This window comes from Lampropedia hyalina DSM 16112, from assembly GCF_900129055.1.
Classification (GTDB): domain Bacteria; phylum Pseudomonadota; class Gammaproteobacteria; order Burkholderiales; family Burkholderiaceae_C; genus Lampropedia; species Lampropedia hyalina.
On the sequence record NZ_FQUZ01000009.1, the window covers coordinates 67,540 to 91,486 of the forward strand.

Genomic DNA, 23,947 nt, shown 5'->3' on the forward strand with positions numbered 1-23,947 from the left:
TTGCGTCAGGTCTGGATGGCACGGGCAGCACCGGCGTGCAACTGAAATACCGAAGCCAGATGGTGGCCGTAGTTGGCCGCCAGGGTCTGGCCCCGAAAATGCACGCCCACCACCCGGGGGATGTCATCGAAAACGCCAATGGGCGAGCCGGAATTGCCAGGCAGGCTGGTGATGTCATGCACAAAGGTCAGCGGCGTGAGGGTCATGCCCATCTCTCCCACGCTGAAATATTTGATGCCGTAGCCACGCAGGCCATACAGGGTTTGCAGGCGATTTCGGACAGCGGCAATGCCTTGCAACTCCTGCGCACTGGGAGCCACCGGGTAACCCACCAGAAAAAACCCCTTGCCCGCAATCGCAGAGGAGGCAGAAGCTGCATTCAATGCCCCCCACGATACCGGAGCAGGCAAAGGCCTGCCCGCAGCATTGACTGGCTCCACAATAAGGAATGCCAAGTCAAGATCGCTGGGGCGAAAGCTGTTCGCCAGAATCGGGTTGGGGCCAGCCCAGCGCACCCCGGTCAGCCGGAAGGCCTGCGACGCATCCTGCGCGGAAGGAGAGAAGTTGATGGTGACCCGATGGGCAGGGGTATGCCCCGCTATCTCGCTGTGCAGAAACCAGCCGTTTTCCCGCTGTGGGCTGTAGGGGTTGAAACCGATGGACTGAAGCACATGGCGATTGGTGGCAATCACACCGGGCCGGATGACAAAGCCCGTGCCAATGTGTACGCCATTGAGATCAATGCGCCCGACACTGGCCAGTACGGAACCGGCCTGACTGCCGTTGCCGCCTTCCAGGGCGCGCAGATGCAGGGCCACGCGATCCTGCCAGTCTCCCAGCGGATGGCCAGGCTGACCGGTGGGGCGGGTTTCCAGGGTTTGCACCCGGTGACCGCTGGGGGTATCGCGTTCGGTGACTGCCACCACGGGACGGTCGGCCAGACGCACCAGCGATTCCAATAGCAGATATTCGCCCGTGTGCAAGTCGGCCTGCGCGCCATCGCGGTGCAGCAGGGCAAGGCTGGCATCGAGGCCGGCAATGTCCTGCAACAGTTCCTCGCGGTTGCCGACCCGGTCTGCGCGTTCGCGCAACGGGTGCAGCACTGCGGCCCTGCCCTCGGCATCCAGCAAGGCCGCGCTGCCCGGAACATCCAGCAGCGCACCACTGGCCTCCAGCGTGATGGCGCGGGGAGTGTGCCGTGCCAGCCGGGGCAACAATGTCGCCAGGTTCTGGGGAGTTCCGGCAGATGGCACGGAAGATGCGGGGCTGGCAAACAGCCGTTCCGGCTCTGGCGGGTTGGCGGGTGCAAGCAGTCCGCTCAGCCCTGTCGCCTGCCCCGCATCCTGTTGCAGTGCGGCTGTGAGCGTCTGCGACAGTGGGCGTTGCCCGAATAACTGGTGTACGTTATCGGGAGCCGCCAGGCGCGCGCGCCCTTTCTCCAGCAAGGTGTGCGACAGTTCCGACGCATGGGCTTGCCAGTCGAATGCCGGGGCAGCAGCGGCATCGCCTGCCTGTCCCTGGTGTGATCCATACAGATGGTGCAACAACTCACGGATGCCGATGGCCTCGGGAACAGAGGGAGCCAGTGGCAGTGGTTGCCGAATGGCATGCAAGGGCAAAGACAGCAGCGACCCCGTGTCCAGAATGCCCGCGCCCAAGCCAGAGGGAAAACCGGCAGGCCGACGGGCCGTTTGCTGCAATGCGGCACGGAACAGGGCCTGCACCGTGGTGTTGCGCTGGCGCGCTTCGGCGGCGACATCGTCATGCCCGAAATGGGCCAGCCAGAGACTGGCCGCCTGGGAAACCAGCCGCATGGCAAGGCCGAAGCCTTGCTCGGCATTCGCAGATTCGAGCGGCTGTGCCTGCCAGGAAAAAGCCGCCATCGCTGCCACGTCCACCACCGTACCACTGGCCGATTGTTGCCACACGCCAATGCCCTGCGCATCGACACAGCCAATGGCAATGACCTCTGGGTAGGCAGCAGGCCAGCCCGGCATCCCCGTACAGGAACCGGCCAGTGCCAGCACAATCCGGTTGCGGGTCACAGCCTGCCCGATGGCGGCGTGCAGCACCCGGCTGCACGGCCCTTCGGCATGCACCGCCAGCACCTGCACACCTGCATCCACGGCATAGAGAATGCCTTGTGCCAAAGCCACGGTGGTGGTGTCCCCTCGCAGATGCAGACTGTGTACGGGCCTGGGCAGGGTCGTCGGCATGGCCGCTTCGCCTGAGCCTGTCGGGGCAGCCTGCGTCCAGTCCACGGTGGCCGCCGTGATGCGGGGGTGAAAGTTGGCAGGGGTTTCTGGGGCTTCATCCGGTGCGGGTTCACGGCCTATGGCAGTGACGGGCGATTCGGGCTCGCACGATGCCAGATGCAGTGCCTCACGCAAGCCAGCGGCCATGTCGTACAGAAAAGAAGGCGGCAGGTCGGCACCCAGACCATGCGGCGCGTAGAGCCAGAAGCGCGAAGGTGGTGCGTCCGCCTGCGCCTGTGTCTCTCTCCCGGCCCAGAGCACGGCGGTCAAATCGAATGCTTTCGACTGGCTGATCTGCACCAGTGCTTCGTGCAGCCCAGGTTCGGGGTCTGGCACTGCGTCGTCGGTCAGTTCCAGCACAAAACGCAAACGCCCTGACGCTGGCTGGGGGCTGGATGCCACGTCGGCCACCAGTGCAGTCAAGGCATGCAGCAGGGTCAGGCCGGGGGATGATGGATTGCCGTGGGGCATGGGCGACAACTCCTGTGCTGAGATGGCAGGGGGTTCCAGCGCGAAGGGCATTCGCAGCAGCTTGCTCTGCCGCGAATGCCCGTGCGCGGTCAATGGTGCGAACGGTGTGCCCGTGCACCTGTGGCGCGGTAGCTGGTTGCCGGGCTGGCGGTAGGCACGTCCGGCACCTGCCCATCCCCGGCTGGCATGGCGATGCGCACGTTCTGCATCATGCCGTTGTCCTCATGATCGAGAATGTGGCAGTGCAATACGAAGTCGCCAATGTAGCGTTCATAGCGGGTGCGGATTCGGGCGAACACGTTCTGCTCCAGAAACAGCGTGTCTTTCCAGACGCCCTTCAGATTGGCGTACTGGTTGAGTTCCGCTGAATTGTCCGGGCTGAATATCCAATCCGGGCCACTCAGGTCAGGGCCAAGCTGGCCGGTCGCTGCATCCAGCTTGCGCACTTCCACGACCTCGAATGGATTGACGTGAATATGGAAGGGGTGCCCCGCGAAGAACGAGCCGATCTCCCACTCCTCCACGTCGCCCAGCGTCAGCAGTCGGTCGATGCGGTCTGCGGAGTAGGCCTGCGAATGCAGCGGAATGGGGCGTTGCGAGGCGAGGTCCAGACCGATTTCGCCCACTTCAAACAGGACTCGGGCAGCAGGCCGTGGTGTTTGGCGGGTGTTCGCTCCATCGGCCACCGCAGCGGCTCCCAGTGGCCCGCCCGCTCCAGTGGAGACAATGCGGAAACCCAGCGACTGGTAGCCGGTGATTTCGGCATCCTGCACCGGTTGGTGCTTGGTGAATGCGGCTATTGCGCCACGCACGCCGCCTTCACCTTCACCCTTGAGGGCGGCAACCACATGGTCGCGGATTGCAGTATCGGTCACGGGCACGCCATCGCGCAGGGCAAACGTGTTGATGCGCTGCTCGGCGGCAGCCACCAGTGCATCGACCACCGCATCCAGCGTGGTGCGAGGCGCGTCGGTGGCCGACAATGCCGCCGCACGCTCGGTTTCCACGCCCTGCCCGGCTGCGTCCACATGGATGTAGCCGACGATCTGCCCGCCCAGCGTGGCGGCGGATTCGCTGCCCACCACATTGCTGCCATCGGCCTCTGGCGTGACCACCGACTGCGTCAGCAAGCGGTCGGCATCGACGATGCAATAGTCACCTGCCTTCGGGAAGGCCACCAGCCAGTCCTCGCGATAACCGGGCTGGAGCATGGCATCCGTGCGCTGAACCATATTGCGCCGGGTCAGGCCATCGGCGGCAATGCTGACCACGGCCACCGGATGGTCCATATCACAGGTTTGGCTGGCAAAGTCACGCGGAGCCAGCCCACCCAGAGCAGGCTTGGCGAAAACGCCATCCGCCCCCTGCTGCAAGGGTTTGGCATCCGCACGGAATGGCACGATGCGCAAGCGGATGGAATCGCGCACACCCGCATGAATCAGCCGCCAGCGTTGGATTTCCCCGGCCCGCACATCCGAGAAAACCGTGTGCACTTCACCGTTGATGCCAGTGAAACGACCCGAATCCACCCAGGAATTGGGCGCAAGCTGGTCGCCATAGGCCTCCACACCGCCCACGTCGCGCGCAGCACCGCGTCCCTGACCGGCATTACAGACCCACGGGCCATTGTCTCCATCGCGCTTGATGGCAGGCAGTGCCGCGCCATCGGCAGCCTGATTCTCGCGGCAGGCATAGGCGATCTGCTGGAACAGTGCCAGACGCTCGCGGAACGGCTCTCCCAGTTGCGCAGGCTGGCCGCCTGTCCCTGGCTCGACATTCACGGTCAGGATGTCGATGTCACCGCCACCGATGGTTCCATCCGCCGCTTTCCGGGGCTGGCGGTCACCGCGAATCACGATGGCCCCGGCCATGCCACTGGACACCTGCAAGGCCGTGGAGCCATGCAGGTGGGTGTGGTACCAGAACGTGCCAGCCGGGTGGTCCAGCGGAATGTTGTATTCGTACTCGAAATCCTTGCCGGGATCGATCTTCAGCAGCACATTGTCGCTGTTGCCCGACGGGCTGACCCAGCCGCCGTGGAAGTGCATATTCGTGCTGTTGAAGCAGTGTGGGCTGTTGTGGTCGTCAATGACGGCCGGACAACTGTCGTCCACCGTTGCACCGCCTTCGCTGACCATGCGGTTCTGCAATTGCAGGCGGAAGGTCTCTCCGGGCCATATCTCCACCCAGGGCGCGGCAAAAGGGCTGTGCGGCGTGGCCACACCGGCACTGGTGGTGCTGCCGCTGGAAGCCTGTGGCCCGCGCCAGGTGGCACAGTCGCTCTTGCTGCCGACCTGCCGTACATCGCTGGCATTGCTGTAGGCGCGCAGCCAGACGCGATCATAGGCACCGGTACGCGGGTTGAAGATGTCGCCACAGCGAAACTCCACACGCAACTTGAAATCCACCTCATGCCCAGGCTCCCTGGCCTGCCCCAGCCCCATCAGGGCGGCTTCGGCCGTCGCACGGATGGAGCCGTCGCGCCCCACCACCGACACATCGGCAGGCGGAAGATAACCCTGCGCCCAAAGGGCCGAGCCAGAGCACAGCAAGCCCCAGCCCAGCATGGAGCGCAGACCAGGGAACCTCTGCCTTGGCGGCAACGCCATCACCGTCGATTCGGACATACAACCTCCTGTGGTGTTTGAATGGAAAAGCAATGCGGGGAAACGACCTTTTTTTCTGCAAAAAATATAACGCTGGCTGCCCCGGTTCGACCCTATGGATAACCCCTTGACGACCGATCTGGTTCTGGATTGGGATGCGCAATATCTCGAAACTGCTGCCTTTTTCCGTCAAGTTCTGCAAAAAAACCACAGGAATGCGTTTTGCTCCCGCAAAAGCACACACTCCTTGGCTGCCAATGATTGCGGGCGGGGTCAGGCACGGGGCTTTTTCTGGGCAAAGCAGGCCCGTGCAGAACCCGTGCGAGAGGGAAATCATTAAAATCGCACGATATGACCATTTCTACCTCCACGCTTCACCTTGAATCCTCCACCATTGCGCCCAGCCTGCTGGATACCCAGGCGCGGCTGACGCTGGCCAGCGACCTGCTGCTGACCCCCTATGGCCTGACGGAACAGCACCTGAACCAGGCACTGGCGGAAATCCGTGCCCACCAGGTGGACGATGCCGATATCTACTTTCAGTACACCCGCAGCGAGGGCTGGAGTCTGGAAGAAGGCATCGTGAAGACCGGCTCCTTCAGCATCGACCAGGGTTTTGGCGTGCGTGCCGTGGCTGGCGAGAAAACCGCCTTCGCCTACTCGGACGACATCTCCCAGGCATCGCTGCTGGATGCCGCCCGCACCGTGCGCAGCATTGGTGCAGCCGCAGGTGCGGGCACCGTGGCCCTGCCGCAGCGGCGCGTGGCCGCCAGCCGCAGCCTCTACCCGACACTGGATCCCATCGGCACGCTGGACAGCCAGGAGAAAGTGGAACTGCTGGGGCGGGTGGAGCGCAATGCCCGCGCGCGCGACCCGCGCATCGTGCAGGTGATGGCCGGGCTGGCGAGCGAATACGATGTGGTGCTGGTCTCCCGCGCCGATGGCACGCTGGCCGCCGATGTACGCCCGCTGGTGCGCCTGTCGGTGACCGTGATTGCCGAGCAGAATGGCAGACGCGAGATGGGATCGGCGGGCGGTGGTGGCCGTTTCGGGCTGGCCTACTTCGACGACGCGCTGCTGGATGGCTACATCAGTGAGGCCGTCGATGCTGCACTGCTGAACCTGGAGTCGCGCCCGGCTCCTGCGGGCGAGATGACCGTGGTGCTTGGCCCCGGCTGGCCCGGCGTGCTGCTGCACGAAGCCGTCGGCCACGGGCTGGAAGGCGACTTCAACCGCAAAGGCTCCAGTGCCTTCAGTGGCCGCATCGGTGAGCGCGTCGCAGCCAAGGGCGTGACGGTGCTGGACGACGGCACGCTGGCCGACCGCCGTGGCTCCCTCAACGTGGACGATGAAGGCCATGCCAGCCAGCGCAATGTGCTGATCGAGGACGGCATTCTGGTGGGCTACATCCAGGATTCGCTCAACGCCCGCCTGATGAACACCACCCCCACCGGCAATGGTCGCCGCGAAAGCTACGCGCACATTCCGATGCCGCGCATGACCAACACCTACATGCTGGGCGGCAGCCATGAGCCGGAAGAAATCGTCGCCAGCATCGAGCGTGGCCTGTACGCGACCAACTTTGGCGGCGGTCAGGTGGACATCACCTCTGGCAAGTTCGTCTTCAGTGCCAGCCAGGCATGGTGGGTGGAAAACGGCAAGCTGCTCTACCCGGTCAAGGGTGCGACCATTGTCGGCAACGGCCCCGAATCCCTCAAGCAGATCAGCATGATCGGCCACGACCTGAAACTCGACAGCGGCGTGGGCACCTGCGGCAAGGAAGGCCAGAGCGTGCCCGTGGGCGTGGGCCAGCCCACCTTCCGCATCGACGGCCTGACCGTGGGCGGCACGGTCTGAACACCTGCCCATCCTGCTTCTTTCCCTGCACCTCTTTTCTGCGGTTCTGCCATGCCCTCCTCCCGGTCTTCCCTGCTTCGTTCTTTTCGCGCCCGTCCACGCACAGGCTGGCTGGCATCGGCCGGTCTGGGGGTGCTGCTGTGTGCCTGCACCAGCACCCAGAGCACCGCACAGCCCCGCAGTCCCGAACCTGCGCCCGTGACGCAAACGGTGGCCACCGCCGCCTTGCCCACCCTCACCGCTGCACTGCCCAGCACACCATCCGACCCTTCGCCGCGCATCGCTACCGGTGAATCCAGTGCCTACCCGGTGCTGCCCCAGCGCGTGACGCAAGCCCTGGGGCAGGCCAAGGTGCCGCTGGATGCCATCTCGGTATGGGTGCAGGACGTGGAAGGCAAGGAGCCGCCCCGGCTGGCGCACCGTGCCGATGTTCCGTCCAACCCAGCCTCGGTGATGAAGCTGGTCACCAGCTATGCCGCACTCGATACACTGGGGCCAGCCTACACTTGGCGCACCCGCGTGTACCTGGATGGCCGACTGGCCAACCAGACGCTCCATGGCAACCTGTACCTGCAAGGCGGGGGCGATCCCAAACTGGTGATGGAACGGCTGTGGCTGCTGCTGCGCGAGCTGCGCCAGCGCGGCGTGCAGGTCATCGTGGGCGACATCGTGCTCGACCACAGTGCCTACAGCCTGCCGCCCCACAACCCCGGTGAATTCGACGGCGAACCGCTGCGCCCCTACAACGCCGCGCCCGACGCGCTGCTGATCAACTTCAAGTCCGTGGTGCTCCAGTTCGTGCCCGACCCCGCGCAAAGCGTTGCCCGCGTGCTGGCCACACCGCCCATGGCCCACATGCAACTGCCCACCAGCGTGCCCTTGCAGCAAGGCAACGGCTGCCCCGGCCAATGGCGCAACAACCTGAAGCTGCAAATCGACCAGCCCGGCGCATGGCAACTGCTGGGCAGCTATCCGGCCGGTTGTGGCGAACGCCAGTGGGCGATTGCGTACCCGAATCCGCAGGCCTATGCTGCCAAGGTGGTGGAAGGCATCTGGCGCGAACTGGGTGGCAGTGTCACCGGTTCCGTGCGGCAAGGGAATGTGCCCGCAGGCCTTCGCCCACTCATCACCGAGCCTTCGCAGTCGCTGACCGAAATCGTGCGTGACGTGAACAAGTACAGCAACAACGTCATGGCCGACCATGTATTCCTTGCCATCGGCACCGGGCGCGAGCGCGAGGGTACGGCCAGCTACGAACGCTCGCGCCAGGTCGTGCAGCAATGGTGGCAAAGCCGACTGGGCAACCCCGCCAGCAGCCTGGTGGTGGACAACGGCTCCGGCCTGAGCCGCACCGGGCGCGTCAGTGCCAAGGCACTGGGCAGCATGCTGCGCCACGCCTGGGATTCCCCCGTCATGCCCGAGCTGCTGGCCACCCTGCCGGTGGCCGGCGTGGATGGCACCCTGCGCAACAGCAAGGCACAGGCCGATGCCCACCTGAAAACCGGCAGCCTGCGCGACGTGGGGGCCATTGCCGGCTATGTGCATGGCCGCAGTGGCAAGCGTTATGCCCTGGTCGCCATCATCAACCACCCCAATGCCAACGCCGCACGCAGTGCCTCCTTCGATGCGCTGATCGACTGGGTCGCCAACGACTGACGCGGGCTGACCATCCGCCAGATGCCGCGCCCAGCGGCACCTGCAAACAACCGGCATTCATTTGCAAATACCGCATTTTCAAATGAATATTCGGTCTTTGACGCAGGCCATCTGCGTTCTTACCATCGGTGCTTTCCCGCTCTTTGCGATCTGGCACCGATATGTCCGCATCCCGTATTTCCCCTTTTTCCAGCAACCTGGGCCGCATCGGCGCGGTGCTGCGGCGCAATGCCTGGCAGGCGGTTCCCACCGTGCTGGGCATCATCGTGCTGAACTTCATCCTGATGGAGCTGGTTCCGGGTGATGCCGCCGATGTGATTGCCGCCGAATCCGGGGCGGCCACGGCAGAAAGCATGGCGCAGTTGCGCAGTCACTTCGGGCTGGATTTGCCCATGCTGCAACGGCTGGGCAGCTACCTGCTGAACATCGTGCAGCTTGATCTGGGGGTTTCGCCACGCCACAACACTCCCGTGGCCTCGCTGATTTTCGACCGGCTCGGCAACACCCTGCTGCTGATGGGCACGGCCCTGGGCATTGCGGTGCTCTCGGGTGTGTTGCTGGGCGTGCTGATGTCGGTGCATGCCGGCAAATGGCAGGATCGCGTGCTGTCGGTGCTGGCATTGCTGCTGTACTCCACGCCCACCTTCTGGCTGGGGCTGATGGCCATCGTGCTGTTCTCGGTCAAGCTCGGCTGGCTGCCCACCGGGGGCAACCACACCATCGGCGCAGACCTGGCGGGCTGGGCATCCGTTACCGACCAGCTCAGACACCTCTTTCTGCCCGCACTGGCCACCTCGGGCTTTTTCGTGGCCATTTTCTCGCGCCTGACGCGCTCTTCCATGCTGGAAGTGAACCGTCAGGACTATGTGCGCACCGCGCAGTCGAAGGGGCTTTCGCCCACCGCCGTCACCTTCCGGCATGTGCTGCGCAACGCCCTCATCCCCGTCACCACGGTGGCAGGGATGCACTTCGGTGCCCTGCTGGGCGGGGCCACCGTGATCGAGACCGTATTCAGTTGGCCGGGGCTGGGGCGGCTGGCCCTGGAGTCGGTGCTGGCACGCGACTATGCCGTGCTGCTGGGCATTCTGTTCCTCTCGTCCCTGCTGGTCATCGTGGTGAACATGCTGGTCGATCTGCTGCAAGCCTGGCTGGACCCACGCATTCAGGTGCGCTGATGAACCACCCCGTGACTTCAGCCCGTACATTCCCTCAAGGCGCATTCACACCATGACCTTCGCACCCTCCATTTCCCGCCGTGCTCCGGTGCTGGACGAAGCCTCCAGCAGTCGCATTCCCTCGCTGCGCACGGCTGCCGACGCGCTCAGTCCCCAACCACTGGCAGAGGCCGCACTGTTGCCCGCCCCCAGCCGCCATGCCGCCTGGAAGGCCTTTTTGCGCAACCCTTCCGCCCTCGCCGGTTTGCTGCTGCTGGCATTCGTGACGTTGGCGGCCGTATTCGCGCATGTGCTGTTTCCGGGCGATCCGCTGGACATGGTGGCCCTGCCACTGCTCTGGCCGGGGCAGGAAGCCCCGTTCGTGCTGGGCACGGACTCGCTGGGGCGCAATGTGCTGGCCGGGCTGGCGCACGGCGGGCGTGTCTCGCTGATGGTGGGAGCCATTGCAGCGGCCATCAGCCTGCTGATTGGTGTGCTGGTGGGAGCCACCGCCGGGTACTTTGGCGGCTGGCTGGATGATCTGCTGGTGCGCCTGACCGAGCTGGTGCAGACCATTCCCACCTTCCTGCTGGTGATCGTCATCGTGGCCATTGGCCAGCCTTCGGTGAAGGTGATCGTGTTCGCCATCGGTGCGGCATCCTGGCCGGTGATCGCGCGGCTGGTGCGGGCCGAATTCCGCACCCTGCGCGAATCCGAATTCGTGCAGGCCGCGCGCAGCCAGGGCTTCAGCGACCGCTGGATCATCTTCCGCGAAATCCTGCCCAATGCCCTGCCGCCGGTGGTCGTCACCACCTCGGTGCTGGTGGCCACCGCCATCCTGATGGAATCCGCCCTCTCGTTTCTGGGCATGGGCGACCCCAACGTGGTCTCCTGGGGCAGCATGATCGGCGAAGGCCGCGAACTGCTGCGCACCGCCTGGTACCTCACCGCCGTGCCCGGTGCCGCCATCATCCTCACGGTGCTGTCGCTCAATCTGGTGGGCGACGGCATCAACGACGCATTCAATCCCCGCCTGCGAGGCCGTTCATGACCCCACACCGCTCACCCCACCCCTCCAGCCGGAACACGCTGCTGGATGTGCAGGGACTCAACATCCATTTTCGCAGTCGCAATGGCAACCACCATGCGGTCAGGAACCTGAATTTCTCGATTGCGCAGGGCGAAACCCTGGCTCTGGTGGGCGAGTCGGGCTGCGGCAAATCGACCACCGCGCTGTCGCTGCTGCGCCTGCTGCCCCCCGAAGCCGAAGTGAGCGGGCAGATTCTGTTGGGCGAGCGCAATATTGCCACGTTGCCCGCCGCGCAGTTGCGCCAGCTTCGCGGCAGCGACATTTCGATGATCTTTCAGGAGCCGATGACTTCGCTGAACCCGGTTCACACCATCGGGGCGCAGATTGCCGAAACCCTGCGGCTGCACCAGGGCCTGTCGCGCGAAACCGCACGGCAGCGCACTCTGGAAATGCTCGATCTGGTGCGCATTCCAGAACCGCAGCGACGCATCCACGACTACCCGCACAACCTCTCTGGCGGGCAACGCCAGCGCGTCATGATCGCAATGGCCGTGGCCTGCCAGCCCAAGCTGCTGATTGCCGATGAACCCACCACCGCACTGGATGTCACCGTACAGGCACGCATTCTGGAACTGCTCGACCAGTTGCGCCGCGACCTCTCGATGGGGCTGCTGCTCATCACCCACGACCTCGGTGTGGTGTCGCAATGGGCCGACCGTGTGCTGGTGATGTTCGATGGCGAAAAAGTGGAAGAAGCCCCCGCCCTGCAACTGTTCCACCACCCGGAGCACCCCTACTCCCAGGGGCTGCTGGGCGCGTCGCTGCACGCGGGCAAGGAAGTCCACTACAGCAGCAGCCGTCTGCCGGAAATCCACCGCATCGTCGATCAGGTCAGTGGCGAGCGCAGTTTCCAGCTCAGCACCCCGGCCCTGCCCGTGCGGCCATTGCCCGTAGCAGCCACGGCAGATGCGCCTTCCCCGCCACCACTGCTGGCCGTGCACGATCTGCGCACCAGCTACCCAACCCGCGAAGGCGGGCTGTTCCATGCCGTCGATGGTGTGTCCCTGCGCATTGCGCGGGGCGAAACCCTGGGGCTGGTGGGCGAGTCGGGCTGCGGCAAATCCACCCTGTCGCGCACGCTGCTGAAGCTGATTCAACCAGCGGCCGGACGCATCGAATTCGAGGGAACCGATCTGGCCCCGCTGAACGAGAAACAGCTCAAGCCCTGGCGCAAGCGCATCCAGATGGTGTTTCAGGACCCCTATGCCTCGCTCAATCCGCGCCGCAGTGTGTACGACACACTGGATGCCGTGCTGTCCGTGCATGGCGAGAAAGACCGCCAGAGCCGCCGCCAGCGCATTGCCACGACACTGGATCGCGTGGGCCTGCCTGCCTCGGCGGCAGCGCGCTTTCCACATGAATTCTCCGGTGGCCAACGCCAGCGCATCGGCATTGCACGCGCCTTGATCGTGCGGCCATCGCTGGTGATTCTGGACGAGCCGGTGTCCGCGCTGGACGTATCGATCCAGGCGCAGATTCTCAACCTGCTGGTGGAACTGAAGGAGGATTTTGGCCTGTCCTACCTGTTCATCTCGCACGATCTGTCGGTGGTGCGCTACATCGCCGACCATGTGCTGGTGATGCACAAGGGCAAGATCGTCGAGTCCGGCGACCACCACCAGATATGGGAAAACCCCCAGCACCCCTACACCCAGTCCCTGATTGCCGCCGTGCCCAAGCCCGATGCCCGCCGCCGCGACGACGATGCAGCGCAAGACCATCAACACCGCACCAGCTTAGTAGCCACTGACCCACATTCCCGGCCACTGCGCCAGGCGGCCTGACGCGGCTTCATTCCCCTGCGATAGCGTTTCTTCATTTCTTCAGGAAAAACCACCATGTCCCAAGCCACCCTGTTCCTGCTCAAGCCCGGTTTCACCGATGCCGCACAACCGGGCAAAACCTTTTTCTGCCCATCCTGCGTGTATGTGGAGGGTCTGCTGGGCACTTACCCGCAACTGCTGGAGCAACTCCAGGTCGTGCGGGTAGATTTTCCCCGCCCGCGTGCGGCCATCATCGCCCTGGCTGGAGCCGAGAACCAGAGCGCACCCCTGCTGGTGCTCGACGCAATCAGCCATTCGGCCCACGTCACCGGCGAGTACGAGGGCCGCAGCCTGATCGATGGCAAGGATGCCATTGCCGCCTATCTGGCAGAACAGTACGGCATCGATCTGTCGCATTGAAGGCTCCGGCGCAAGGCCCTAGATTCAACGGGGCACGACCACCCAGCTCTGGTGCTGCATGTGCCTGCCATGTTGCATGGCCACGCGCTGCTGCATCCAGCAGCGCGTGGGCAAATCCGCCATGCCTGCTGCCGTGCGCAAGGCCGCCCGGTCGGAGGGTGGCTGTGCCAGTCGCTCGCGGATGTCTTGCTGCTGCGCGGCATCCAGTCCCTGTGCAATGAAAACCAGACAACCTCGCCGCTGAGCAAAGCGCGGATCGTCAGGCCAGCGGTGCAGACGCACAGGAGGATAGGCAACGTTCTGCACACAATGCACGGCCAGCGGGCGGTCGTGCTCGCCCAGTCCCACCAGCCCCTTGACGCGCAACAATCGATGGCCGTGGTCTTGCAGAATCCTGCCCATGGCCAGCGACAGGCCAAACCAGGGAATGTCGGATTCCAGCGGCACCACGAAGCTGGCAACCGATGGGCTGTGCACGCGGGACTGCGCCAGCGTATGCCCCCGATGCAAGGGCAGTCCCTCCTCCGGCAGGACGCGCTGTGGCTCATCCGACAGCACCTTGCCGAACAATCCCCCTGCGCCGAACCAGCGCGGCAGTGGAGCCGCAAGGTTTGCATGGGGTGCGGCGTACAGCCCTGCCCCTGTCACGACATCGATGGGAGCACGCCCGTGGCGCACCAATACCTGGCCAGCCTGTGGGTTGAGGGCCTGCAAGCGCATGGCCAGTGCCTGTATGTCGCTGCTGCTGGCCCGATCGCACTGGGTGATGAGCAGGCGGTCGGCCGCCACCACCTGGCGCAGGGTTTCGGGGTGCCGTTGCAGTTGTGCCAGCCCGTGCGGGGCGGCAATGGCGGCCACCACGCCATCGCAGTGGTAGCGGGCACGGACAAAGCGTTCATCCATGATCGTGCAGACCACGGGCACAGGGTCGGCCATTCCGCTGGTCTCGACGATCACCCGTGTCAGCGGGGCAATGTCCCCTCGGGCAGACCGCTCGAACAGGGTCTGGAATGCCCCGACCAGATCGCCCCGTGTCTGGCAACACAGGCAGCCCGAATCCAGCAGCACCATATTGTCTTCGCTGTGCTCGACCAGATGGTGGTCGATGCCGACCTCGCCCCATTCATTGACCAGCACGGCCACGCCTTCCATGCCCGCCTGCTGCATCCAGTGATTGAGCAAGGTGGTCTTTCCTGCCCCCAGAAATCCGGTCAGCACGGTCACGGGAATGCGCTCTGTCGCATCGCTGAAATGGGAAGCTTGCATGGCTTTGTCCTCCAAGGTCACAGATTGGAAAAAAGACGGGCCGGGGCCGGCAGAATCCGCCCGCCCCGGCTCCATTTCATGGCGGATTCATGCCGCCTCGCGCCAGACCTTCAAGGTCTCCAGCACCGCCTCCGGGCGCATGTCCGCCGGGATTTCAGCAAAGTAAAAATGCCCTGCCGCCAGTGCCGGTGCCGGCATGGCACGGGCAAAAGCCTCGCTGGCATCGTCTCCCATTGCCGCTGGCACAGGCGCATCAACATGGTGGGGCGTGGCAGTGGCAATCACCGCATCGAAGCCCGCCAGTTCGCTGCGTTGCGGAACCGGCATTCCGTGCGGCCGCCTGAGTGCCAGTGCCCAGCGGTAATGCCGCGCAATGTTCACCAACGAGCGATAGCCTTGCAGTCCCTGGGCACTGAATGCCGCATCTCCAGCGGCCTCCTCCAGCAGCACGCCATCCACCGCCTTGGTACTGACACTGCGCAGCAAGTCGGCCAGGTACATGCTGGCATCGTCCACGGTATCTGGATCGGGCGGATCATCGGGCTGCTGGGCCATCCGGTTGGCATGGCGCAGCCAGTGCCGGGGCGATGGCATGGCCAGCACCATGGGGGTCTGTCCACGCAAGTGTGCGGCCACGGCATCCAGAACTTCAGCCAGCAGTGCCCTGGGTGCATCGGCCTCCAGCAAACGCCGCAATGCCATGGTGGGGTTGCGCCGCTTGCCCAGCAGGGCTTCCAGACCGCCACTGCGGGCCACCCAGGCATCGTAGAGTTCGCCCACTTCGATCACGGCCACATCAGGCCGCAGCAAGCCCTGTGACTGGGAGAACCAGGCCAGATAGCTGGCGGCACTGTCCCATACATCCGCATCGGCAGAGCCTTTGAGCAGTTGGCGGGTGTAGGCAGAGGACTTGAGCCAGAGGCGGATGCCGCCACCCCCCCTTCCCTGCTGCAACCGCTGTGTCAATGGTGTGGTCATGCGGCACTCCTTACTGCTTCTCGCGGTCGGGAACGCCTGCCGCCTGCAACCGTGCCTCCAGCTCGGCAATGCGCACATCCTTGGGATGCGGCATGTAGTTGGGCCGGAACTCGCTGGCCTTGCGCGTTTTGTCTGGTGTGCCCATGTACAGCGTCTCCACATCGTCGCCCCAGGCACCGAAGTATGGCAAGTGGGCCGGTGGCCTGGGGGTGCTCCATTCCTTGACGAATTCCGCAAACGGCTTGCCGCGCTGGAGACGATCCCTGCGCTCGGCATCGCGCAGTGCCTTGGTGGTTTCATGGTCGATGGCCAGTGTGTCCGGGTCGATCTTCACCTTGTAAACACGCTCGGCCACGGCGTGGGAGATCAGACTGTCCTCGATGTCGCGCACCACGGCAGCCGGGTCGCGCTCCAGCAGGTCGCCATAGCCACCGCCAGCCCCCTGCGAGATCATGACCATCTCGCCGCGCCGCGAAATCTCGAAGCCCAACCCCATGTGGTGGGTGGTGTATCGTGCCCCCTCGAACGGCTGCTCGTTCATGATCTCCTCGATGGAGTGCCTGAATTTCTCCGGCTCGTTGAGCAGGGTTTCGTACACGTCCACGCCCTGTACCTTGGCCAGCGGGTAAGTGCCACAGGCATAGCCACCGAACAGGCCCTGAATGGGGGGCACTTTCGCGCCCTGCGCAGTGGTCATGAAGCCCCACTGTTCGCTGTCCTTGGTGGCGACGATCATCGTATAGCCCTGGCCGCCCCGGTACTTGCCGGGGGCAATCGCATCGCGCGTCATCTTCTTGGAGACCAGTTGCAGGAATGGCACTTCCTCCTCATTGACCTCCTGCTCGCCCACATCCGCCATGGTGGCGAAGATGGGGGCCAGCGCAGGTTCGCCGTCGCGGTCGGCCCGCGCGCCGCCGCCCATGCCGTTGAGGTCGGCGCAGAGGTTGCCCAGTGTTTCGCCGTGCTGGTTCACGCCGCCCCAGATGAACGTGTTGATCATGTTGAAGGCCGGTGCCTGCACCTTGGTGTACTTCTCCGGGCAGGAGTACAGGAACTTGGCCACCGCATGCTGCCCCGCCGTGAAGCCGGTGAAGATGGACATCAGGCTCTGCGAGTTGGGCGCGTCGTAGGAGGAATTGACAATCGAACAAGGGTCGGTAATCACCTCAATGGGCGAGAACGCCGCCTGCCCGCGCGGCAGGTCGGGCCACACATAGCACATGAACAACTGCGAAAGCATGCCCTTCAGGCTGCCCACAATCGTGTTGGTGGGCCGGTTGGTGAATTCCGGTGCGGAACCCCGGAAGTCGAAAATCAGCCGGTCGCCCGTCTTGGTGAGCGTGCAGTTGATCTTGGCAATGCAGTTTTCGCGCAGCGTGGAATCCTGAATGATGTAGGTGCGCACGCTCATGTCCGGCCATTCGCTGATGCGGCGTTTGACTTCGGCGCGCACATTCTCCATCGTCAGGCGCAGGGTGGCCACCAGTGCATCTGGCCCGTCGGTGCGCAGCACTTCCTCGATGCGCTGCTTGATGCGCAGGCAGGAAAAAAGCTTGACCTTCATGTCTTCCAGTTGCAGCTTGGGTTCACGCACCGAGTTCTGCAGGAAGGTGAGCAGATCGCGCTTGATCTGGTAGTTTTCCACCACTTTGAACGGCGACATTTTCAGCCCTTCGTCAAAACGACTTTCGGCCATCGAGGGCATGCCGCCCGGTTCAATGGCCCCGTTCTCTCCCTCGTGTACGGTGGAGGCCACCCAGCAGATCAGCCTGCCTTCATGGAAGATGGGCATGATCATGCTCTGGTCGGTGTTGTGGACGTTGCCATAGCGCGAGTCGTTGTGGATGAAGCCATCGCCCTCGTTCACGCCCACCGTGGGTTCGTCGATCCAGTATTTGTTGATGTACTTGATCGGCGCATGCACGACGGTGGAAAACAGCAGCACGCCACCAGCCGAGGCAATCGCCAGATCACCCGCGCCGGAGTACACGCCGGTAATCACATCGCCCCATTTGGCCCCCGGTGCGGCTCCCATCTGCTCCAGCATTTCGTAGCCTTCGTCGCAGCCCGATTGCAAACGGTCGCGGATGCGGGCAATGGTGTGCGAATCGGCCACCTTGCCAATGGCGGTTTCTTCGAGTTCCGTGCGGGGCATCAGGTCGTGGTTCTGCATGATCTCGGGGTCGGGGCCGAGAAACAGCGTGTTGTCTTCCATAAAACGCTTGATGAGCGTGACTTCCTCTGCATTGGGCGTGCGGTTCTGAACCTGGGTGGGCAAATCGTTTTTCATGGCTTGTCCTTTGTCTCTTGTCTGTAGGAATGGTGATGGGTGCCTGGAAAACCACTGCCACGGAATCGCCGCCGCAGTGGCTGCCGGTATCAGTGCGTGGGCTGCTCGCGCAGGAACCAGGAGGCGTTCTGCCGCGCTGCCACGAAGTTCCAGCCGGGATTGACCAGGAAGGTGGTCACTTCCGAGGCAATGATGGCCGGCCCCGGAACCTGCATTCCGGGCAGAATGTCGGCCCGGCTCCACACCGGCGTGTCGAACGGTTTTTCGTGCCCGACGAACCAGCAGCGTCGGTGCTCCGAGGGCGGCGGGGGAGCCGCGCGTTCGTCTTCAGGCACGGGCTTGAGGTTCTCGAACTGCACGGTTTCGTGGTGCACGAATGCCGCCACGCGGATGGTGTTGATGCGGATGCCCGCCTCCGGTGCCTGTGAACCTTCGCCAAAGCGTTTGCCGTAGTCGCTGGAGAACTGCTGGATCATGTTCAGCACATCCACCGGGCCATCCATCGTGTGCTTGTCGATCACGGCGGTGGTCTGCACCAACTGGTTGCCGTAGCGCATGTCCAGCTCCAGGCGGTGCTGAATCTCGTGGCGCGCCACGCCCTGGCGCAGCAAGTCCTGTGTGCCACGCTCCTTGAGTTCTTCAACGATGCCATTGAAACGCCCATAGTCGTCCATCAGTTTCTTGATGTTGGAGTCGTAGAGCACCATGTACAGCGACTTCTCATGAATGTGCAACTGGTGGATATTGCCCGCCCCCACAGCCGAGAACACCGAGCTGTACGGCGGCGCGAGAATGCGGTCGATGCTCAGGTTCTGCGCAATGCCGCAGCAGTGCAGCGGGCCGTTGCCGCCATAGGCCAGCATCGTGAAGTCCTTGGGGTCATAGCCGCGCGCGCGCAGTTCGGTGAACAGGCCGTTGGCCATGTTGGCATCCACCTTTTCCCGAATCAGCAGCGCGGCTTCGGTCACTTCGCAGTCCAGTTCGTCGCACAGCGTGTTCTCGATGGCACTGATGGCACGGCGTGGATTCAGCGGAATGGAGCCGCCCGCATAGTTGTCCGCATCCAGATAGCCCAGCACCAGATCGGCATCGGTGACAGTAGGCTGCATGCCCCCACGGTCGTAGCAGGCCGGGCCGGGGTCGGAGCCAGCCGATTGCGGGCCGCATTTGACGGTGTCATACATGCGGTCGTAGCTGGCAATGGAGCCACCGCCCGCGCCCAGCGTGACCAGATGCACCATCGGCACGGACACCAGCCAGCGGTCGATCACCGGGTTGAAGTCGTAGTGCTTGATGCCACCCTCGACGACGATGCCGATGTCGTAGCTGGTGCCACCCATATCGGTGGCCACCACATTGCCCAGCGCGGCCTGAGCGGCCAGGTGCTCGGAAGCAGCAATGCCGGACACCGGGCCAGAGTGGATGGTTTGCAGCGCGTCCGTAGAGTTGAGCTGCGCCATGCCGCCCGAGTTGTGAATCACCAGCATCGGCTGGCGGTACTGGTGCGCCCGCAGGTTCTGCTCCAGGGTGGAAAGCGCGTGGTACATGGTCGAATGCAGGTAGCCATCGACAATCGCGGACGTGGCACGCACATACTCGCCTTTGCGCCCGGCCACGCGATGCGACAGGATGACAGGAATCGCCCCCAGCAGGTGCGAAGGGTACTCCTCCAGCAGAATCTCCTCGATGCGCTGCTCGTGCGCCGGGTTCACCACCGAATTGAGCAAGGCCACCACGATGATCTGCGCGCCCCGGTTCACCAGTTCGCGAATTTGCAGCCGCACATCCTCCTCATCGAGCGGCATCACCATCTTGCCCTCGAAGTCCAGCCGCTCGCGAATGCCGCGAATCATGCTCGCCTCCACCAGCGGCGCGGGGCGACTGGCATTGGGCAGGTCGGTCTGCCCCAGCGTGTCCAGGCCCTCGCCATAGCCACGGGCACGGCTCAGCGGCACGGTGGCCTCGTAACCGGCCGTGACCAGCATGCCGATCTTCGGCCCCTTGTGCTCGATCAGCGCATTCGTCCCCAGGGTGGTGGCATAGCGCACCGAGTCCACGCTGGAGAGAATGTCCTCCAGCCCGATGCCCAGCGTCTTGCAGCTTTTGCCCAGAGCCTCATTGAATCCCAGGGCCAGATTGTGGTGGGTGGTCAATGCCTTGGTCTCGATGTACTGGCCGTTCCAGACCACAAAACAGTCGGTGAATGTGCCACCGATATCCACAGATACACGTCGCATGTCAATTTCCTTCCAATGGTGTGCGCACACCGGGCGGCTCCGCCGCGCCGGGACGCGAAAAGCCTTCAGTGGCGGTGTTCCTCGCGCAGCTCGACCGCCGGGCCGGCAGCGGTGGCAGGCACCTGCCCCCGCGCCTGCCACTGCTGGCGCAATGCGGGCAAGTTCACTTCCATGTCGTAGAGGGGCGGATGGCCGGGCGTGGCGTATTCGGCCTCGACCATCGTCGCGCAGCAGGGGCAGTAGTACTCCAGGATGCGCACCCATTCCGGGTCGGGGCTGAACGTGTAGCGGTACTTCTGCGCATCGATCACCGGCGGATGAATCTCCTGCGGGTTGCGGTTGTAGACCAGCATGCCTTCCTTGTAGCTGCGGTGCGCACTGCCGATGGTGTGGTTGCACACGCGGCACTCCCACTGCTCGGCATCGAGATCGAGGCGCAGGTATTCGGTCATGGGTACTTTCATGGCATCAATCCTTTCTGGTGAGCAAAATGTCTTTGTGGTCGCTGATCGTGAAACTCCAGCCGTCGCGCACGCGGCAGGTGAAGAAGTCCTCTTCCAGGATGGCCGGGCCTTGTGCAAAGTCGCCGGGTTGCAGCTCTGCCAGGCGGTACACCGGCACATCGATGCGGCCATGGTGGCGGGTCAGGATGCGGCGGCTGGTGCTGGCCTGGGCCGGCTGTCGCGCCTCGAACACGGAGGTCTGCCCGTCCTGATGGCGCAGGTGCCGGATGGCCGCCACTTCCAGCTCCACCGTGGGCAGGCCCACCAACGCGCTGGGAAAGTTCAGGTCTTGCTGATCCAGCTCCACCACCTGCTCGTGGCCGTCGGCATCCGTGCCCACCAGCCGGGCCTGGATGGCGTACTCGCCCGGTGCAAACCCTTCGGCGAACATGTCGCGCCGGGCACGCTGCAACTGCTCGGCCAAGGCATCTTCCAGCCCGTTCCTGCTGCGCTGCGCCCCCTGCAAGGCCACCGCATAGCGTTGCGAAATATCGCAACGGCCAATCCCATAGGCACTGAACACCGCCGCCATGCCCGGCACGGCCACGCACGTGATGCCCGCCTGCTCTGCCACCCCACAGGCATTGAGTGGCCCGGCCCCTCCGAAGGCCAGCAGCACGGTGTCTGGTGTCACCTTTGTGAAACGCTGCATCTCTGATGCAATCTTCTGTTCGTAGCCGGTTTCCATCGCTTGCAATGCCTCGTCCAGCGACAGTTGCAACGGCTTGGCAATATGCGTCTCCACCGCATGGCGTGCACGCTCCAGATCCAGTGCCAGCCCTCCACCGAAATAAGACTTGGGATCGAACAGTCCCGCCAACACGCTGGCATCGGTGATGGTGGCCTGCTGGCCCCCACGACCGAAGGCCGCCGGGCCGGGCACGGCCCCCACGCTGTCCGGGCCGATGGTGATGCGCCCGTCGGACACCCGGAACACCGAACTGCCACCGGCTCCCGCGCTACTGATCTCGCTCAGCGGAAAGGACACACGGATGCCTTCCACATTGCCGTGGCGCACCTCCTTGACCTGCCCATCCAGACACTGGCCAATGTCGGTGGTGGTGCCACCCACATCGATGGCCACCACATCCCGCATGCCATAGCGTTGGGCAAAAGCCTTCATGCCTTCCATGCCCCCGCGCGGGCCGGAACTGTAGGTCTTGACCGCCACCGTCTTGGCCACCCTGGAGGCATCGCCATCGTTGCGGAAAATCAACAGCGGATTCTTGGTCTTGAAGTCCCGCAGACGGTTTTCCGCATTGAACAGGAAATGCTCCATCGCCGGGTGCAGAAACGAATTGAGCAGGGCCGTCCAGGAACGCCGCAACACGTCACCATCGGTGCTCAGGTCACTGCCATACAGCACCGGCACCGCCCCCAGCAGATGGCGTGGATACTTGCGCAGCACCACGTTGCGCACCAGAGCCTCCTGCGCGGCAAAATCCTTGCCACCAAAACTCACCACCACCCGATTGGCCCCGGCCGCAGTCAGGCGGTTGATCGCCGTGACAATATCGATCTCGACGGCCTCGCTGTCGGAATGCGCCAGATCCAGCACCGCCACGCGATCGCCCACCAGCGCGTCGTACACGTCGGCATCGTGCTGGCGCAGCACCGCTGGCAATCCGGCACTGTCCTTGCCGGTCATCAAGCCCAGCTTGGGGCCTTTGCGTTCACAGATGGCGTTGGTTCCCTGTGTGGTGGAGTAGCGGATCAAATCCACCTCCTCCAGCAACCGTGCCACGTTCGCCTCGCCATAGAGAACGCCAGAGGCCTTGTGCAGACCTTCAAAAAAGCATTTGCTCAGATCGTAGGGGGTCGTGAGCACCTTGGTTTTCTGCACCCCCTCATCGGTGAGGATGCAGATATCGGTGAGCGTGCCACCGTTATCGATGTTGATTTCCAGTGTCATAGATGCGTGTCTCCTATAGTTGTCAGGCCACCCGCAGCCCAGGCCAGCGGATGGTTCCCTTGGCCCCACCATCGAGATATTGCATTCCCGACAGACAGATGCCCTGCGGCCCACCAATGCGTGGCCAGCCCTTTTCCCAAAGCAAATCGCATACCACTTTTCAGCTCATCAAAAATCAATTCAAACCATTGATTTTTAATAATATTTTTACCAATAACACATTACCAAATCAAACCGTTTGAAAATCGGACGTTCGAACGTCCGATACCCAGCAGGTGCTGCAACGCAATATCGAACCAATCTTCTGGAAAACCCGAGCGCGCACTTCGACCGCAAGAAACGGAGTGCCAGTCATCACACCCAGGGGTAAGCTGCTCATCCTCATGAAAAATCAGGGTAACGCCATGACAACCGAGTCCCCCTCCTGCCCGCCCTACGGCACGGACGATGCCCGCTGGAAGGCCATCCGCAACCGGGATGCCCAAGCCGATGGCCATTTCGTCTATGCCATGCGAACCACCGGAAGGTACTGCCAGCCCAGTTCTGCGGCGCGTTTACCCCAGCGCGAGAACATCGAATTTTTCGCCTCGGCACAAGCAGCCGAAGCGGCAGGCTATCGTCCCGGTCGGCGTATTCAGGGCGACCGCACCGCGCTGGTGGCACAGGCCTGCCGCCTGATCGAATCGGCACACACGCCCCCGAATCTGGCAGAACTGGCTGCACAGGCAGGCATGAGTCCCTACCACTTCCATCGCATCTTCAAGGCCGAAACCGGCCTGACACCCAAGGCCTATGCCACCGCTTGCCGCGCCCGCAGAATGCAGGAAGAATTGAACACCGCTCCCGGCACTGTCACCGATGCCATCTATGGAGCCGGCTTCAATTCCAACAGCCGTTTCTACGAAACATCCCAGCAGGTTCTGGGCATACGGGCCAAGGAATATCGCGCAGGTGGTGTGGGAGCCGTGATTCGGTTTGCAGTGGCCGAATCTTCACTGGGAGCGATTCTGGTGGCGCAAAGCCAGCATGGCATCTGCACCATCTTGCTGGGCGACGACCCCGATGGGCTGGTGCGCGAGCTGCAAGACCGGTTCCCCCAGGCGGAGTTGAGGGGCGGAGATTGCGATTTCGAGCAGTTGGTGGCACAGGTCATCGGCTTTGTCGAAGCCCCCGGCATCGGCTTGAACCTGCCGCTGGACGTGCGCGGCACCGCCTTCCAGCAACGCGTATGGCAAGCCCTGCGCGAAATTCCACCAGGTCAGACGGTCAGCTATGCCGAGATCGCCGAACGCATCGGCTCGCCCAAGGCCGTGCGTGCCGTAGCCCAGGCCTGTGCCGCCAACCCGATTGCCGTTGCCATTCCCTGCCATCGGGTGGTGCGGCGCGACGGCGACATTTCGGGCTACCGCTGGGGCGTGGAGCGCAAACGCGAACTGCTGCGACGCGAAGCCCAGACTTGAACCTGCCGCATGGTTGCCAGCATCATGCG

Annotated in this window: 16 protein-coding genes; 8 read left to right on the top strand and 8 right to left on the bottom strand. The window is 63.6% G+C overall.

Annotated elements, in window-relative coordinates:
- Nucleotides 1-5: 5 nt before the first annotated feature.
- Nucleotides 6-2,726 carry a trypsin-like peptidase domain-containing protein gene (locus BUE21_RS05350; RefSeq protein WP_159435804.1) on the bottom strand — a complete coding sequence of 907 codons (2,721 nt, stop codon included), beginning with the start codon at nt 2,724-2,726 and terminating at the stop codon, nt 6-8.
- 89 nt (nt 2,727-2,815) lie between these two features.
- Nucleotides 2,816-5,353 carry a multicopper oxidase domain-containing protein gene (locus BUE21_RS05355; protein ID WP_084522897.1) on the bottom strand — a complete coding sequence of 846 codons (2,538 nt, stop codon included), beginning with the start codon at nt 5,351-5,353 and terminating at the stop codon, nt 2,816-2,818.
- A 106-nt stretch (nt 5,354-5,459) separates the two neighbouring features.
- On the opposite strand from BUE21_RS05355, the gene BUE21_RS14425 reads away from it, so the two are divergent.
- The 7 genes from BUE21_RS14425 (at nt 5,460) to BUE21_RS05385 (ending at nt 13,272) form a co-directional block, all read left to right on the top strand.
- A complete protein-coding gene (locus BUE21_RS14425; protein ID WP_143164430.1) occupies nt 5,460-5,672 on the top strand; it encodes a hypothetical protein in 213 nt (70 codons plus the stop codon).
- A gap of 11 nt (nt 5,673-5,683) precedes the next feature.
- Nucleotides 5,684-7,189: a metalloprotease TldD gene (gene tldD, locus BUE21_RS05360; protein ID WP_084522899.1), complete on the top strand. Its 1,506-nt coding sequence runs from the start codon at nt 5,684-5,686 to the stop codon at nt 7,187-7,189.
- Nucleotides 7,190-7,240: 51 nt separating this feature from the next.
- The gene (dacB, locus tag BUE21_RS05365) at nt 7,241-8,845 is read left to right on the top strand and encodes a D-alanyl-D-alanine carboxypeptidase/D-alanyl-D-alanine endopeptidase (protein ID WP_084522901.1); all 1,605 of its coding nucleotides are present in this window, start codon (nt 7,241-7,243) and stop codon (nt 8,843-8,845) included.
- Between the two features lie 161 nt (nt 8,846-9,006).
- Nucleotides 9,007-10,020, top strand: a complete 1,014-nt coding sequence (locus tag BUE21_RS05370) for an ABC transporter permease (RefSeq protein ID WP_073355466.1) — start codon at nt 9,007-9,009, stop codon at nt 10,018-10,020.
- A gap of 52 nt (nt 10,021-10,072) precedes the next feature.
- Nucleotides 10,073-11,050 (top strand): ABC transporter permease, encoded by a 978-nt coding sequence (locus BUE21_RS05375; protein ID WP_084522903.1) that lies wholly within the window; start codon nt 10,073-10,075, stop codon nt 11,048-11,050.
- A complete protein-coding gene (locus tag BUE21_RS05380; protein WP_084522905.1) occupies nt 11,047-12,873 on the top strand; it encodes an ABC transporter ATP-binding protein in 1,827 nt (608 codons plus the stop codon). The genes BUE21_RS05375 and BUE21_RS05380 overlap by 4 nt, the downstream gene beginning before the upstream one ends.
- 54 nt (nt 12,874-12,927) lie before the next feature.
- Nucleotides 12,928-13,272 (top strand): DUF3088 domain-containing protein, encoded by a 345-nt coding sequence (locus tag BUE21_RS05385; protein WP_073355468.1) that lies wholly within the window; start codon nt 12,928-12,930, stop codon nt 13,270-13,272.
- Nucleotides 13,273-13,296: 24 nt separating this feature from the next.
- Here the strand turns inward: BUE21_RS05385 and BUE21_RS05390 are convergent, their stop codons facing one another.
- The 6 genes from BUE21_RS05390 to BUE21_RS05415 all read right to left on the bottom strand — a co-directional run bounded on the left by BUE21_RS05390 (nt 13,297) and on the right by BUE21_RS05415 (nt 22,458).
- Nucleotides 13,297-14,538 carry a CobW family GTP-binding protein gene (locus BUE21_RS05390; protein WP_073355535.1) on the bottom strand — a complete coding sequence of 414 codons (1,242 nt, stop codon included), beginning with the start codon at nt 14,536-14,538 and terminating at the stop codon, nt 13,297-13,299.
- Between the two features lie 87 nt (nt 14,539-14,625).
- Complete coding sequence (locus BUE21_RS05395) at nt 14,626-15,516, bottom strand: hypothetical protein (RefSeq protein ID WP_073355470.1); 891 nt, start codon at nt 15,514-15,516, stop codon at nt 14,626-14,628.
- Nucleotides 15,517-15,526: 10 nt separating this feature from the next.
- A complete protein-coding gene (locus BUE21_RS05400) occupies nt 15,527-17,806 on the bottom strand; it encodes a hydantoinase B/oxoprolinase family protein (RefSeq protein WP_073355472.1) in 2,280 nt (759 codons plus the stop codon).
- Nucleotides 17,807-17,895: 89 nt separating this feature from the next.
- Nucleotides 17,896-20,043 carry a hydantoinase/oxoprolinase family protein gene (locus BUE21_RS05405; protein WP_073355537.1) on the bottom strand — a complete coding sequence of 716 codons (2,148 nt, stop codon included), beginning with the start codon at nt 20,041-20,043 and terminating at the stop codon, nt 17,896-17,898.
- A gap of 65 nt (nt 20,044-20,108) precedes the next feature.
- Nucleotides 20,109-20,507 (bottom strand): acetone carboxylase subunit gamma, encoded by a 399-nt coding sequence (locus BUE21_RS05410; RefSeq protein ID WP_200796690.1) that lies wholly within the window; start codon nt 20,505-20,507, stop codon nt 20,109-20,111.
- 4 nt (nt 20,508-20,511) lie between these two features.
- On the bottom strand, nt 20,512-22,458 hold the full coding sequence (locus tag BUE21_RS05415; protein WP_073355474.1) for a hydantoinase/oxoprolinase family protein: 1,947 nt from the start codon (nt 22,456-22,458) through the stop codon (nt 20,512-20,514).
- 404 nt (nt 22,459-22,862) lie between these two features.
- On the opposite strand from BUE21_RS05415, the gene ada reads away from it, so the two are divergent.
- Nucleotides 22,863-23,918, top strand: a complete 1,056-nt coding sequence (gene ada, locus BUE21_RS05420; protein WP_073355476.1) for a bifunctional DNA-binding transcriptional regulator/O6-methylguanine-DNA methyltransferase Ada — start codon at nt 22,863-22,865, stop codon at nt 23,916-23,918.
- Nucleotides 23,919-23,947 lie beyond the last annotated feature (29 nt).

Excerpts from the sequence above, each read along its gene's own strand:
- BUE21_RS05395 (WP_073355470.1), bottom strand. The coding sequence starts at position 15,516 with ATGACCACACCATTGACACAGCGGTTGCAGCAGGGAAGGGGGGGTGGC.
- BUE21_RS05410 (WP_200796690.1), bottom strand. The coding sequence starts at position 20,507 with ATGAAAGTACCCATGACCGAATACCTGCGCCTCGATCTCGATGCCGAG.
- BUE21_RS05390 (WP_073355535.1), bottom strand. The coding sequence starts at position 14,538 with ATGCAAGCTTCCCATTTCAGCGATGCGACAGAGCGCATTCCCGTGACC.
- ada (WP_073355476.1), top strand. The coding sequence starts at position 22,863 with ATGACAACCGAGTCCCCCTCCTGCCCGCCCTACGGCACGGACGATGCC.
- BUE21_RS05405 (WP_073355537.1), bottom strand. The coding sequence starts at position 20,043 with ATGCGACGTGTATCTGTGGATATCGGTGGCACATTCACCGACTGTTTT.
- BUE21_RS05355 (WP_084522897.1), bottom strand. The coding sequence starts at position 5,353 with ATGTCCGAATCGACGGTGATGGCGTTGCCGCCAAGGCAGAGGTTCCCT.
- BUE21_RS05380 (WP_084522905.1), top strand. The coding sequence starts at position 11,047 with ATGACCCCACACCGCTCACCCCACCCCTCCAGCCGGAACACGCTGCTG.
- BUE21_RS05415 (WP_073355474.1), bottom strand. The coding sequence starts at position 22,458 with ATGACACTGGAAATCAACATCGATAACGGTGGCACGCTCACCGATATC.
- tldD (WP_084522899.1), top strand. The coding sequence starts at position 5,684 with ATGACCATTTCTACCTCCACGCTTCACCTTGAATCCTCCACCATTGCG.
- BUE21_RS05350 (WP_159435804.1), bottom strand. The coding sequence starts at position 2,726 with ATGCCCCACGGCAATCCATCATCCCCCGGCCTGACCCTGCTGCATGCC.
- BUE21_RS05375 (WP_084522903.1), top strand. The coding sequence starts at position 10,073 with ATGACCTTCGCACCCTCCATTTCCCGCCGTGCTCCGGTGCTGGACGAA.
- BUE21_RS05385 (WP_073355468.1), top strand. The coding sequence starts at position 12,928 with ATGTCCCAAGCCACCCTGTTCCTGCTCAAGCCCGGTTTCACCGATGCC.
- BUE21_RS05370 (WP_073355466.1), top strand. The coding sequence starts at position 9,007 with ATGTCCGCATCCCGTATTTCCCCTTTTTCCAGCAACCTGGGCCGCATC.
- BUE21_RS05400 (WP_073355472.1), bottom strand. The coding sequence starts at position 17,806 with ATGAAAAACGATTTGCCCACCCAGGTTCAGAACCGCACGCCCAATGCA.
- dacB (WP_084522901.1), top strand. The coding sequence starts at position 7,241 with ATGCCCTCCTCCCGGTCTTCCCTGCTTCGTTCTTTTCGCGCCCGTCCA.